The sequence below is a fragment of the Commensalibacter sp. W6292M3 genome, from assembly GCF_016101315.1.
GTDB classification, from domain to species: domain Bacteria; phylum Pseudomonadota; class Alphaproteobacteria; order Acetobacterales; family Acetobacteraceae; genus Commensalibacter; species Commensalibacter melissae.
Map to the genome: position 1 here is coordinate 14,050 of NZ_JACFQT010000001.1, position 14,576 is coordinate 28,625.

At 39.2% G+C, this 14,576-nt stretch carries 10 protein-coding genes; 7 read left to right on the forward strand and 3 right to left on the reverse strand.

Translation table 11 applies throughout. From position 1 onward, the window contains the following. Positions 1–46 precede the first annotated feature (46 nt). Positions 47–583: a GcrA family cell cycle regulator gene (locus tag H3T57_RS00090; RefSeq protein ID WP_155567301.1), complete on the forward strand. Its 537-nt coding sequence runs from the start codon at positions 47–49 to the stop codon at positions 581–583. A 77-nt stretch (positions 584–660) separates the two neighbouring features. Here H3T57_RS00090 and H3T57_RS00095 read toward each other — a convergent pair whose 3' ends face one another. After that, complete coding sequence (locus H3T57_RS00095) at positions 661–1,161, reverse strand: polymer-forming cytoskeletal protein (protein WP_198192448.1); 501 nt, start codon at positions 1,159–1,161, stop codon at positions 661–663. Between the two features lie 290 nt (positions 1,162–1,451). On the opposite strand from H3T57_RS00095, the gene H3T57_RS00100 reads away from it, so the two are divergent. The 3 genes from H3T57_RS00100 (at position 1,452) to H3T57_RS00110 (ending at position 5,046) form a co-directional block, all read left to right on the forward strand. Beyond that, positions 1,452–2,480 carry an adenosine kinase gene (locus H3T57_RS00100; RefSeq protein ID WP_198192450.1) on the forward strand — a complete coding sequence of 343 codons (1,029 nt, stop codon included), beginning with the start codon at positions 1,452–1,454 and terminating at the stop codon, positions 2,478–2,480. A gap of 130 nt (positions 2,481–2,610) precedes the next feature. After that, positions 2,611–4,434, forward strand: a complete 1,824-nt coding sequence (typA, locus tag H3T57_RS00105; protein ID WP_198192453.1) for a translational GTPase TypA — start codon at positions 2,611–2,613, stop codon at positions 4,432–4,434. A gap of 288 nt (positions 4,435–4,722) precedes the next feature. Next, a complete protein-coding gene (locus H3T57_RS00110; protein WP_198192456.1) occupies positions 4,723–5,046 on the forward strand; it encodes a hypothetical protein in 324 nt (107 codons plus the stop codon). A 60-nt stretch (positions 5,047–5,106) separates the two neighbouring features. Here H3T57_RS00110 and alr read toward each other — a convergent pair whose 3' ends face one another. Together alr and H3T57_RS00120 are read right to left on the reverse strand one after the other, a co-directional pair. Further along, positions 5,107–6,237, reverse strand: coding sequence for an alanine racemase (alr, locus tag H3T57_RS00115; RefSeq protein ID WP_198192457.1), 1,131 nt, complete (start codon positions 6,235–6,237; stop codon positions 5,107–5,109). Positions 6,238–6,261: 24 nt separating this feature from the next. Continuing rightward, the gene (locus tag H3T57_RS00120) at positions 6,262–7,284 is read right to left on the reverse strand and encodes an NAD(P)/FAD-dependent oxidoreductase (protein ID WP_198192460.1); all 1,023 of its coding nucleotides are present in this window, start codon (positions 7,282–7,284) and stop codon (positions 6,262–6,264) included. Between the two features lie 219 nt (positions 7,285–7,503). On the opposite strand from H3T57_RS00120, the gene tsaE reads away from it, so the two are divergent. The 3 genes from tsaE to addA are packed head-to-tail and all read left to right on the forward strand — an operon-like array spanning position 7,504 to position 14,558. After that, positions 7,504–7,953, forward strand: a complete 450-nt coding sequence (gene tsaE / locus H3T57_RS00125; protein WP_198192462.1) for a tRNA (adenosine(37)-N6)-threonylcarbamoyltransferase complex ATPase subunit type 1 TsaE — start codon at positions 7,504–7,506, stop codon at positions 7,951–7,953. 27 nt (positions 7,954–7,980) lie between these two features. Continuing rightward, entirely contained in the window at positions 7,981–11,022 is a 3,042-nt protein-coding gene (gene addB / locus H3T57_RS00130) for a double-strand break repair protein AddB (RefSeq protein ID WP_198192464.1), read from the forward strand. Further along, positions 10,995–14,558, forward strand: coding sequence for a double-strand break repair helicase AddA (gene addA / locus H3T57_RS00135; protein ID WP_198192466.1), 3,564 nt, complete (start codon positions 10,995–10,997; stop codon positions 14,556–14,558). Before addB ends, addA begins: the two co-directional genes overlap by 28 nt. The last annotated feature ends 18 nt before the right edge of the window (positions 14,559–14,576 follow it).

Genomic DNA, 14,576 nt, shown 5'->3' on the forward strand with positions numbered 1-14,576 from the left:
AAAATTATTTGTTATTTATAAAGTGATGTAATTAAGGTGAAAATGTATGGAATGGACTGATGAAATCGTTGCCCGCCTACGGGAATTATGGGCACAAGGTCTTTCAACAGCGGAAATTGGCAGACAGCTTAATGTAACGAAAAACGCTGTTGTTGGTAAAGCGCATCGATTGGGACTTGAGGGAAGACCTTCCCCGATTCGCAAGGCGAGTGCAACAAAAGATAAAGTGGGTGAAACAAAATCTCAAAAAAATGCTATATCAAAAAAGGATGAGTCTAAAAAAAATAAAACCGTTACACAGACTGTTATAGAATCAAAAGAGATTAATGCTGTCAAAGACGAATCAGTTAAAGAGAAGCTTGAGGTTAGGACTAAAAAACCTAAAAAGCTTGAATTTATATCACCAAAAGAGCTGCCTTCTTATCGAAAATCAAATTCAGAATGCTGTTGGCCGATAGGTGATCCAGGCGAAAAAGACTTTCATTTTTGCAAGGCGCCGATCGTTCCGGGTAAACCCTATTGTTTGGAACATGTTCAGATCGCCTATGTAAAATTGAAAGATCGTAAGAATAACGTTGCCTAATAAATCTATCTTTTCTCATAAAATTGAATTTTGATGAGAGAAGATATGGTTACATAAATATTTGTTTATTATTTCGACTAAGTTGCTGAAGATTTAACTTCTTCTGTCACCACTTCCTCTTTATCGTTGCTATAATCGACAGCTGACGTTTGTTTCAGTTTGTCCGTGGTAATCATTTCAACCTGTCCGGTGATTTGTCCACCATCTTCAACTTTAAGGCGTCGGCATTTCGCCTTGCCAAGGAGCTTGCCACTTGCAGTGACTGTAAGATTCCCTTGAGCGGTAATATTGCCTTCCAGTATACCGGTTATTTCAATATCCTGGGATTCAACAGTTCCACGGAAAACTCCAGATTGCTGAATGACAAGTTTTTTCAACTTGATTGAAGAGGTTTCAATCGTTCCTTCAACTATGAGTGTTTCAACGTCATTAAACGTACCTTGTATGTTTATACCCTGACCAACGACAAGAGCCCTGCGATTCAGGGATGCGTCATTTGAATATGTATGTTCTGTATTGTTTAAAAGCGTATTTCGGTTAATAAGTTTTTTTTCAAGAATAGGGGTTAGATTATTCATTGTAAGATAAGACTTTCGTTTAAAGAACAAAGTAAAATCGGGTAACGTTGGGTTACGGGTTATTTTTGTTGTTTAATAATGGCTTCTTGTATAGTTTGTAAAGCAAAGTATAACAGACCTGCTAGGGAAAAATGACATTTAGTCAAAACAGATTGAAGATTTTTGAAAAATTAGTAAATGTTTTAAATATATTAATTACTTTTTAAGTATGCTGGCAAGAAAAAGAAATAACATCATTTAAGATTAGTGAATATAATTTTTATAATTATATGGAAAGGAAATAGTTTTTTATGCGTGGTTTTAAAAATTTACTTGGTCGGAAGAAAGAGGATGATGTTGAATTTGATATTGCAGGAATAGGGAATGCCATTGTTGATATATTGACACGAGTTAATGATGATTTTCTCGAAAAACAGGAAATGATACCCGGAAGTATGAGTTTGATTGATGCAAAACGGGTCAAGGCCTTGAAAAGCCTGATAAAGCCGGAAAAACAAATGAGTGGGGGATCAGTGGCAAATACCTGTTTTGTTGCGGCCCTGATGGGGGCAAAAACGGCTTATTTGGGAAAAGTTGCGGATGACACCGTCGGAAAACGCTTTGCAGAAGATATTCAGCAGGGTGGTGTTTATTTTCCATCGACCCCTTTAAAATCATCCCTGCATCCAAATCTATATACAGCTCGGTCAATTATTTTTGTAACGCCCGACGGACAAAGAACCATGAATACTTATTTGGGGGCTTGCACTCAATTTACACCAGATGATGTTGATGAAGATGTCATAAGTCATGCCAAAATAACTTTATTGGAGGGATATTTATTTGATGGTGAACTTGCACAAAAGGCATTCTATCAGGCTGCAGATATTTCGCACAAAGCAGGAAGGAAAATCGCGTTGAGTTTGTCCGATCCTTTTTGTGTAAAGCGACATCTGGTACAGTTTAAGGATTTTGTATCAAATCACGTGGATATGGTTTTCGCAAACCAATTTGAAATTTGTGCACTATATGAAACGGAAGATTTGGAAAAAGCCATTCAAAATGCTGCGCAGGATATTCCAATCGCTGTTATAACCTGTGGTGAGAAGGGCAGTGTTATTCTTGCCAATTCAGAGCGGATAGAGGTTGCCAGTGTTCCAACGGTTGTTGTGGATACGACAGGGGCAGGTGATGCTTATGTTGCTGGATTTTTGGCTGGCTGGACTACTGACAGGACTTATGCCGAATGTGGTCGCCTGGGAAGTGTTGTGGCTGCGGAAGTTATTTCCCATGTTGGTGCCAGACCATTACCGGAATTGAAAGAAGTCATGAATTTCTAATTTTTGGCTTTTTTGATAAAAATAACTTTTGTTATTAATTTACGTAACTTTTGAAAAGAAGAATAATATGTATGTTTTGTAGATAATGCGAAACATACATATTTTGTATTGTTGGAGAATGAAAAACATCATGGAGATCCGAAATATTGCCATCATTGCACATGTTGACCATGGCAAGACAACGTTGGTTGATCAGTTATTACAGCAGTCCGGAACTTTTCGTGAAAATCAGCATGTGGTTGAACGTGCAATGGATAGTAATGATTTGGAACGTGAACGAGGAATTACGATTCTTGCCAAATGTACCTCTGTTGTATGGAATAATGTAAGAATTAATATTATTGACACCCCAGGTCATGCGGATTTTGGGGGGGAGGTTGAACGTATCTTATCAATGGTTGATGGGGCGGTTGTCTTGGTTGATGCAGCCGAGGGAGCTTTGCCACAAACTAAATTCGTAGTTGGAAAAGCTTTGAATCGTGGTTTGCGCCCCATTGTTGTGGTGAACAAGGTTGACCGTTCAGATTCTCGTGCGGATGAAGTGCATAATGAAATTTTTGACCTGTTTGCAGCGATGGGTGCCAATGATGAGCAGCTGGATTTTCCAATGCTTTATGCGTCAGGGCGTCAGGGATGGGCTGATTATACAATTGAAAACCATAAAGAGGATTTAAGTGCGCTGTTTGATCTTATTGTCAAACACGTTCCGGCACCAACGGTTAACCTTGATGCGTCTTTTGCAATGGTTGCTTCTATCCTTGAATATGACAATTTCCTTGGACGTATATTAACCGGACGGGTAGAACAGGGAACGGCAAGGGTAAATATGCCTGTTCGTGTTTTGCAACATGATGGTAAAATTATTGAAACAGGCCGTCTAACAAAATTGTTGGCCTTCAGAGGTCTGGAACGTGTTCCTGTTGAGGAGGTCCAGGCTGGTGATATCGTGGCTGTGGCAGGTTTATCCAATACAACGGTTTCAGAAACCATTGCTTCTCCAGAAATAACGGAACCCTTACATGCTACCCCGATTGATCCTCCAACCCTATCTATGACCTTTCGCATTAATGACGGTCCTTTGGGTGGACGTGAAGGAAAAAAGGTGACCTCTCGTCAAATCCGTGAACGCCTGTATCGCGAGGTTGAGGGTAATGTTGCTATTCGTGTTACGGATAGTGCTGAAAATGATGCTTTTGAAGTGGCTGGACGTGGAGAGCTACAGCTCGGTGTTTTGATTGAAACGATGCGTCGGGAAGGATTTGAACTAACTATTGGCCGTCCAAAAGTTCTAACCCGCATTAACGAGGAAACAAGTGAAAAAGAAGAACCCTATGAAGAGGTTCTTATTGATGTTGATGAACCTTATTCTGGGGTTGTTGTTGAAAAAATGTCCCTACGAAAAGGTATAATGCAGGATATGAATCCATCTGGTGGCGGAAAAGTGAGATTGACTTTCTCAATTCCTTCCCGGGGTTTGATTGGATATCATAGCGAGTTCTTGACGGATACACGGGGAACCGGGATCATGAACCGGCTTTTTTCAGGTTATGGTCCCTGGGCTGGACCCATTGCTGGGCGTCGTAATGGTTCGTTGATTTCTGCCGAAAATGGTGTTGCCGTTCAATATTCCCTTTTCTCTTTACAGGATCGAGGGGTTTTGTTTGTAGAACCTTCTGACAAGGTTTATGTCGGAATGATTATTGGTGAACATTCTCGTGAAAATGATCTGGATGTTAATCCAATCAAAGAAAAAAAATTAACCAATATGCGTGCTGCGGGTAAAGATGAGGCACTTTTATTGACTCCGGCAAGAAAAATGTCATTGGAACAGGCTATTGCTTATATTGAGGATGATGAATTGGTGGAAGTTACACCGTCAGCCATTCGTCTTCGCAAATTATATCTTGATCCACATGAGCGGAAACGTCATGTCAGACAAAGAGCTGAAAGCTGATTAAATATAAATTTATACAGGATTATAATAGGATATGATCCTGTATGTAACAATTTGTAACTTGATTTTAAAACAGGTCATTTTATAATTAAAATAATTGCAAGGATTGCTGATTTTCTGTTTTCTTTTAAGAAATGAAATAAGACCAAATTAAGGCATAATTGTAAAAAATAGCAAAAATAATGCAATTATAATGTAAGACAAACCCATCAGGTTATGCTAACTTTTTTATATATCGGATATAGATTTTCGATACGATTTTAATTGATAATTTTGATTGGGAATAAAATGAAATTATTAGCTCGTCGTCTTTCTTTCGCTCTATCAACAGCAGCGGTATTAGGTTTTGCAGCTCCAGCTTTCGCTCAAGAAGCTGCACCAGCATCTCCTGCTCCTGCCGCTGTTGCACCAGCAGCTCAAACACCAGCATCTGCTCCAGCAGCGGCAGCTTCTGAAGCTCCAGCAACAGACGCAGCAGCTCCAGCTACTCATCATGGTAAAAGAGCGCATCACGGTAAAAAAGCGCATCATGGTAAAAAAGCGCACCATGCTAAAAAAGCGGCAGCTTCTGAAGCTCCAGCAACAGACGCAGCAGCTCCAGCTGCTAACTAATTATTCCGTTTAATTAGTTGTTCAAGACAGGGTTGTATCATACCACCCTGTCTTTTTTATTTAATTGTAAATACGCCGATAACGGTTTCCCAAGGCGGTAAGAATTTCGTAACCAATTGTATCTGCCGCGTTGGCTATTGTTTCAATTGGACAGTTGAGGCCAATAATTTCTATTTCATCGTCAATCATAACTTTTTTATTGGCAAGGGGTGATATATTGATACATAAACAATCCATCGAAATTCGCCCAATTACGGGTAAGGGAATGTCAGGGTGATCAATATGTTTGACGCAGATTTTATTGCTGAGTGATCGAAAAAAACCATCTGCATAGCCCGTTGAAACGATAGCCAGTTTTAACGCTTTGTCTGCCGTGAACGTTGCACCATAACCGACAGTGGCCCCTTTGGGAATTTCCCTCAATTGTAAGATTTTACTTCGTAATGTCACAACAGGATACATGGGATTCTTGTGTCCAGGAACAGGGTTGATCCCATATAATGCCGCTCCTGGACGTGTTAGATCGAAATGCCAATTTTCACCTAGAAAAATACCACTTGAAGCGGATAAACTGGCCGGTACGGAAGGAAAGTGATGGATAAAAGCCTTAAACCGTTGCAATTGAATAAGATTTAATGAATGATTTGGATCATCGGCACAGGCTAGATGGCTGATGGTCAGGGTAGGAATGAAAGGTGATATAGATTTTTCCTGGATGATTCTGAAATCGTTTATGTCAATACCGAAACGAGACATGCCTGTATCAAATTGCAAGGCGGCAGGATAATTAAAATTGGCATCTTTACATATTTGGACCCATAACTTTACCTGTTTCAGGTCATTTAGAACCGGGATCAGGTTATAATTGATAAACGTTTTGGCATCATATGGATAAAAACCGTTCAGGACATAGATTGCGTATTCATTTCCCAATATTGATCTAAGGGCAATTCCTTCATCTAAATAAGCAACAAAAAAATCCTTGCATTCTGTTTTTTGTAATGCCCTTGCCACCGGTAACATTCCCAGCCCATAAGCGTTTGCCTTGACGACAGCCCCACATCGTGCCATTTTTGTTTTGTTATTGAGCAAATCATAATTTTTTATAATCGCACCTAAATCAATAGATAAAGTTGCCCCCGCATTTTTGGTAAAAAGATCAGGGTTTATGGAAATATAGGGCTGTATCATTATAAAGACCTTGGAAACTGGGATCTAGGATTTTACTGGAATTCCGTGTGTTGTGGAATGTTCAAAATGCAGTGGTGTTTCTGGATTAACAATATTATATAACGCATAAGCAGCCATAGAGGCCTCGCTGAATCCTTGTAATATAAGTTTTAATTTTCCTGGATAAAAAGCTATATCTCCGATGGCAAATGTTCCTTCCAGACTTGTTTCACAGGTCGATGGAGTTACCGGAATTCTCCCTTGAATAATGTCAATATCCCAGGATTGTAAAGGGCCAAGATCAGTGGTCAGGCCAAAAAAGGCCAGTAAATGATCGGCTGGAAGAGATCTAATCTGATTGTCTAGTGAAATAACATCAACTGATTCTAGAAAGCCTTGTTTCCCATGCAGCTTATGAAGCTGGTAGGGGACAAGTTTATTGATTTTCTTTTCTGAAATTGCCGTTTCAAGACGTGTAAGACTTTCCGGTGAAGCCCGGAAACGATCTCTTCTATGAATCAAGGTGATGGATTTGGCCTTATCTTTTAAGACCAGTGCCCAGTCAACCGCTGAATCCCCACCACCGGCAATGACAATATTTTTATCTATAAATAAATCACTTTTTCGGATGTAATAATGAATGGTTTTTGTCTGCTCATAAGCTTCTATATTTTCCAACGGTGGACGATTCGGACCGAAAGACCCTGCACCAATGGCAATGATTATGCCTTTGGCATGAATGATATTGTTTTTATCGGTTTTTAAAGTGAAATTCCCTTTTTGACCTTCCATTTCTACAACCTTGTTTGATAAAAGACGTGGAATATCAAAAGGTTCAATTTGTTTTTCTAGAGAATCAATAAGAGATTGTGCGGTAATACTTGGATGAGCGGGAATATCATAAATTGGTTTTTCTGGATATAGGGCTGAACACTGTCCCCCCACTGTATCCAGTGTGTCAATCAAGATAGACTTCATTTTTAGCATACTGCATTCAAAAGCGGCAAATAAGCCGGCCGGACCCGTACCAATTATGGCAATATCAGTCGTGATAGAGGTTCCAATCATTATATTGACCTTTAATATAAGAAAAAAATAGAATTATAAGGATGATTGCAAAGAGTTTACATATTAAAATAAGCATAAAATAATAGTTTGAAAAAAAATTGTTATAAAATGAATTTTATTGAATATATTTATTATCAAGACATATCTGTAATCTAGAAATGTTAACTTTCTGTAAGTTATTACTAAATCGTTTTATTACCAGTTAAGTTTTATGTAATCATGATTATAAAAATATATGATTTACCAAATTTGCAAGCAACAAATGATTTGGCTGTAAAAATTTCCCGTTTAATACAGACAGGTGATGCCATTTTATTATCAGGTCCTTTGGGTATTGGTAAAACTGCTTTTGCTCGGTCATTCTTGCGATCTATTTGTGAAGATTCTGAAATGGAAGTGCCCAGTCCCTCTTTTACCTTGGTACAACATTATGAAAGCCCAAAATTTTCTTTATATCACTATGATTTGTGGCGGTTGGAAAATGAACAGGATTTAATCGAGCTGGATTGGGATGATGCGATGGAGGGTGTTGTCTTGGTCGAATGGCCAGAGCGTTTGCAGGATTTTGTTCCTGACGGGGCTTTGCATATTGATTTTTCCCTACATTCTGATTCCGGGCGTCGTGTTGTCCTTTCAGGCTGGGATGAACGGCTAAACTTGCTTGAATAATAAAATGACCTTCATGATTATTTGAAAATGTCTAAATATATCACGATCCCCTTTAATGCAGTATTTTTGGATACGATTGCCCAAAAATGGATGGAGGAGATGCATTCTCAAGGGGGTTACCCGTGTGGAATGGTTATTGTTCCCAATCAGAGAACCGTAAAAGCGTTAATTAATAGTTTTATTAAAGTTAATAAAGGGAAACCGCTGCTTTTACCCAAAATTATTTCCATTGGCACTATAGAAGAGGCAGGATTATCTTTTAATAGCAAAGAGGAACTGACACTTTTTCCCGCAGTTCATCCTGTAAAAAGATTATCAATTCTGACATCGTTAATTATACAAATGAATCATGAGCTTGGTAATCAAATTCAGGCTGGTGAAGCTTGGAACTTGGCTAAATCCCTGGCTGATTTAATGGATGAGGCGGAATGGATTGGATGTGATTTAAAGACGGCTTTATCAAAAGCGGTTGAGGATGAATATGCACAGCACTGGCAAAATATTCTAAAATTTCTATCAATTATAACCGAGATATGGCCTCAATGGTTACAGGATAATCAATTGATGAATCCCGTAGAAAGGGTAATAGCTCTTTTAAAAGCCCAGGCTAAAAGTTGGCGGAATTCTGGATGCCAGGATCCAGTTTGGGTGGTCGGATTTGCAGATGCAAGGCCCGTTATTGTTGAATTTCTGTCCACGGTTGTTCAATTGCCACGCGGACGTTTGATTGTTTCCGGGTTACAGGAGGATTTGTCAGAGGAAAGCTGGAATGCTTTGCCTATCACGCATCCCTACGCCGAACTTGTCAAAATGTTTTCGGCATTAGGTATTAAGCGTTCTGATTTTCAATACTGGGATCATACATGTGTTCAACCAATTTGTAAGGAGCGTATATCAGCATTTCAGCAAATTTTATTACCTGCTGACCGTTTGGAAAGCTGGTTAATAAACCGGCGTCCTGTACATTTGGATCAATGTTTTTTAATTGAACCGCTCAATCAGCAGCAAGAGGCAATAGCCATTGCGTTAATGATTCGAGATGCCCTGGAAATTCCACAGAAAAGAATTGCACTTGTTACACCTGATCGTAATTTGGCAATGCGTGTTTCTCTGGAACTGGGACGGTGGGGGGTTATCGCGGATGATAGTGCTGGTGAACCACTTTATAAAACGGCCGGCACAGTCTTTTTAAATTTGATTTTGCAAGCTTGTGTCGAGGATTTTACCCCTTTATCTTTATTATCCTTACTTAAACATCCATTTGCTTGTTGTGGATTGCCTGCCAGTTTATGCCGTGATTATAGCCGTTTGTTGGAGATCTTTATTCTAAGACAATTTGCAGCCTCTGGTTTATCAGTCATTCAAGCGGCATTGAAGCGGAAAATCGAAGAAATTAAGCTGTTGGATAAGGATACCCTAAGAACCGATATCGCATATTTTTTTTCTAACTCGTCTGAATTGGTCAGCTTGCTGGATCGATTGAAACAGAATGTGCAAACTCTGTTGGGAAAAACTACAAAATATACGGTTGGCGAATGGGTGACGTATTTGGCAAGAGCTGCGGAACAGCTTGCCTCTAATCAAGAACAGAATGGAGAGGATATTCTATGGAAAGCTGAAGAAGGAAATGCACTTGCCGAGCATTTAAGAGATCTTATTGTTGAAACTGAATATATAAAGGTGGTTACTTTATCTGAATTTGCCAGTATTTTCAGGGCATCGTTTCAAGGATTAATTGTTCACACGCGCCGTGCCCTACAAGGGAGAGAAGTTAGACAGCTTCATCCAAGGGTATATATCTGGGGATTGCTTGAAGCACGGTTGCAGAATGTTGATATGGTAATTTTAGGGGGATTATCCGAAGGGGTATGGCCACCCTCCATTGATTCTGGTTCTTGGCTAAGCCGCCCGATGCGTGAAAAAATGGGGATGGGATTGCCGGATATTGAAATAGGTCGTACAGCCTATGCTTTTATGGCTTTGTGTTGTTCGATACCAGAAGTGATTTTGTCTTCACCGTTAAGACAGGAAAATGCGCCAGTTGTGCAATCACGTTGGATTGTCCGTCTTAAGGCGTGGTTGAAGGGGCGCAAGAGTGTGATTCAGCAGCATCCGGCTTTGTTGTGGACAAAATATCTTGATCAACCAGATGGATCTCCAACCCCAATGGAATGTCCTTCTCCGAAACCTTTGCCGGCGTTGCGTCCAAAATCCATTTCCATAACTGATGTTGAGCGATGGATAAAGGATCCTTATGAGATTTATGCGAAAAAAATACTTAATTTAAGAAAAATTGTTGGTTTGGAGGAAGATCGATCAACTAGTATTTTTGGGTTGATAGTTCATGAAGGGTTAAAGAATGTTTATGAAAATTATAGCAAACAATGGACGCTAAGCGGAATAGAGCAGACTCTTTTGGATGCACTGGATAAACGTCAGGATATCTTAATTTCTTATAAAAAATGGTGGCATGCACGGTTATTAAAAATTGCCCATTGGGTTTACCAGCAGGAAAAGTCACGTCGTAATAGTCGAATGCTTCCTCAGTTTTATCTTGAAAAAGAAGGCCATCATTATTTTCAGTTGACCGCAGGAATTGACTTCACCTTACGGGGTATTGCGGATCGGATACAGCTAAACACGGATGGAACTGTAGAAATATATGATTACAAAACAGGTGTTACCCCTGCGTGTATAAATGTGAAGAACGGATTGTTTCCGCAGTTACCCTTGGAAGCGGCAATGGTTTATTATGGCGGGTTTGATAAAAGTCTGGCTGAACATGAAATTTCTAAATTTACATATTGGGAGTTAAAGGGGGGAATAGAGGAAGGTAAGGAAATCCATATAGATAATATTCAAAAAGAAGGGGATGCCACAAATTTAAGCGAAAGATACTGGCAAGTTCTTCAAAAGCTAATTATTGCTTATTGTGACCAGGAACAGCCTTATTTATCCCGTCCACGTCCTCATTTAATAAAAGAATATGTACAAACCCTGCCTGTTTTTGGAGATTATAAGCATTTGGCTCGTTTTCTTGAATGGGGACTGGGAACTGGGGGATCATGATGCAGCGGCAGTTTTCTTTTCCAGATCCTGTTGAAGAAGCGAACAGGCAACAAAGAGATGCCTCTAATCCGCATTATTCAGTTTTTGTATCCGCATCTGCAGGAAGCGGTAAAACAAAACTTCTTGTTGATCGTTTATTACGGTTAATGATGCCCTGGACTGATAAAAAGGGTAAAATTCATCCCGGTATACAACCGCAGCGGATCCAATGTTTAACCTATTCCAAATCCGCGGCTGCCGAAATGGCAATTCGGTTGCAAAAAAAATTAAGTGAATGGGTTGGCTATACGAATCAAGAACTGGATAGGGCTTTGCTCGATTTACAAATTAAACCGTGCGATAAGATGCGCAGAGCGGCTCGGGCATTGTTTGCAGAAATTTTGGATTTACCAGGGGGTATGCGGATTGAAACCAATCATGCATTTTGTCAATCTATCCTGCAGCGTTTCCCTTTGGAGGCCAGAATTATTCCTCAGTTCAGGGTTATTGAGGAGGGTGATAATTTATTGACCTTCAAAAGGGCTTTTAACGAAAAAATTGATGAAATTTCTGATCATGATATTCAGGTCTTAAGCCCATTAATCAATAATAATCATTTTTTGGAGCTTTTACAGGAACTACAACAAAATCAGCAATATTTACAGCCAGTTTTACGTTTGATTCAACAGCGACAATTTTCCGCTTATTTACGGTCATGTTTAAAGCTGGATTTTTCCAATAAACAGGATTATTTAGCTCGTGTATGTGAAATCTGGCCAGCAGAAAAGGACATTAGAAAATGTCTGGAACTGAATCGGGATATTAAAAATAAAAAATCTAGAGCGGCAATAGAATCTTGTATTCGATGGTTTGATCTTTCGAGCGATCAACGAATTGTCCAATGGGATATAATGCAGGAGACCTTGCTTAAAAAAAATGGTGAAGTTAAAAATTTTACTGTCAATAAGGGGGAAAATAACGCGATTGCAGTTTTGTTGAATGAACAGGCTGACTATATGTATCAGATTGCTGAAACAATCAATCGCTATGACATTTATGAATATACAGGGGCTCTTTTGAATGTCTTTTCATTAATTTGGCAACATTATCAAGATATTAAACGTGCCCAAGGAGTTTTGCATTACAGTGATTTGATTAATTACACTTTGGATTTGCTTAATAATCCTGGTGCCGCTTGGGTTTTGTTCAAGCTCGATGGCGGTTTGGAACATATTTTGTTGGATGAAGTACAGGATAATTCGGCTGAACAATGGCGGATTGCAGATAATATTTCGTCTGAATTTTTTGCGGGATTGGGTAAGGATCCTGTTTCGCATCATTCCAGAACGATTTTTGCTGTTGGAGATTACAAACAATCCATCTATTCTTTTCAGGGAGCAAAGCCACAGGAATTTTTTAATTTTCGTGAAAAAATATCAAAAAAGGTAAAAGAGGCAGGTAAATTATGGGCGGATCCCCAATTACGGGTTTCCTTTCGTTCCAGTCAGATTATTCTTGATTTCGTAGATCAGGTCTTTTCGCCTGAAAATGGATTAACAGGCGTCTGGGATAATTTATCAATGGATCAGTTTCGCCAGCATCGTTCGGCGAAGATATCTGCTCCCGGGCGGGTTGATATATGGCCATTAGCGATGATGGATGATATGGAAGAGGAGGATTTGGAAACCTTATGGAAACCATTGAGGAAAAATCAGTATCATTCAACACCTGACATGGTTTTGGCTGAATGTCTTGCCGATTGGATTAAGGGACAGATTGGCAGGTTACCACCTTATGGTGGGCGTCCCATCAGGGCAGGTGATATCCTTATTTTAATCCGGAAACGATCTGATTTTTCACGGGCCTTGATCCGGGCTCTGAAAATGAAAAATATTCCATTGGTCAATCTGGTTAAAACACAATTGCTTGATCAAATAGCCGTACAGGATCTAATGGTACTTTGTGAGGTGCTTTTATTGCCGCAGGATGATTTAACCTTGGCATGTGTCTTAAAATCACCTTTGGGTGGTTTGGATGAAGAAAGTCTTATGGAGCTTGCCGGATCAAGAATAAAAGGCCAGACTTTGTGGAATGCCTTGTTTATTCGGCATTTGGAAAGGAAAGACTGGCAGGAGGCATGGTTAATGCTCTCAAAATTGTTTGCCAGAGTGGATTATGTTACGCCCTATGCCTTGTTGGTTGAGATTTTGGGGGAACATCGTGGACGGGAAAGATTTCTCGCCCGTTTGGGGGAAGAGGCACTTGAGGCGATTGATGAATTACTTTTCCAGGCAATGCAATATGAAGATAATCATATCCCATCTTTACAGGGTTTTTTATATTGGTTGAAACAATCCGAACGTACCATAAAAAACGAGGCGGAAGCAGACCTTGATATGGTTAGGATCATGACGGTACATGGTGCGAAAGGACTGCAGGGGCGTTTAGTCATTTTACCTGATACCATGAATCCCGCATCTAAACAGGGCGGATTTCAATCTGATCAGGTTCTGGTTTGGAAAGAGGATGCGGAAAAGAATATCAAAATCCCTTTATATGTTCCAAATAAAAATTGCGATATTAGGGAAAGTAAAGAATATAGGTCATTTAAATTGCAATTGGATACCGAGGAAAGCAATCGTCTGCTTTATGTTGCTTTAACGCGTGCAAGTGAATGGTTATTGGTTTGTGGCTGGCAAAAATCCAAAAATAAAAAAACTGAAAACACTTGGTATGATTATTGTGAAAAGGCGATGAAGCAGTTGCCTGATTTGCAGGCCTGTTTTTTCCAAGAAATTTGGGAAGGAACACATCATTTTATAGAAAATAAAAGTAATTCCCTTTCATACAATACGAATTGTTCACCGGATGATTTTGGAAATCAATCCAGCAAATCAATAATTTTGCCCAAATGGTTGCAACAAAAAGGAAAGGCTGTTGCGTTACCTGATGAAAATGTCATATTACCCCATTATATTCCAAGTCGACCAGACGGGATAATATTTGGTGAGGTTCCTTCTAAAATATCACCGGTTAAAACAAGAAAGAAAAAAGATCCTTTTTATCGTGGTCGAATCATTCATGCCTTATTACAATATTTGCCAAATTACCCTTGTGAAAAGCGTTATGACTTGGCATATCAATGGTTCAAGCGAGAAAATGTTAAACTATCCGGTCAGGAATTGGATAAAATTGTTCATCAAGTTATCCAGTTGATTAATAATCCAGAATTACAAAAATTGTTTGATTCTGATAGTTTGGTTGAACAACCTGTAACAGGTATTGTCAATGATCTTGTCATTACGGGTCAGATTGATCGTATGCGTATTTTACCGGATAAAATTTTACTATGTGATTTTAAATCCGGTCAAAAAGTGCCGGATACTGTTGAAATGGTATCCAAAATTTATTTAAGGCAGATGGCATCTTATTGGATCTTATTAAAGGAAATTTATCCATATCATCAAATTGAGCCGTTACTGATTTGGACAGATGCTCTAAAAATAATGAAATTGCCCATTGCTTTACTTGAAAAATATTTGCCGGCACAGATATAGACAATCTTAATAATATTT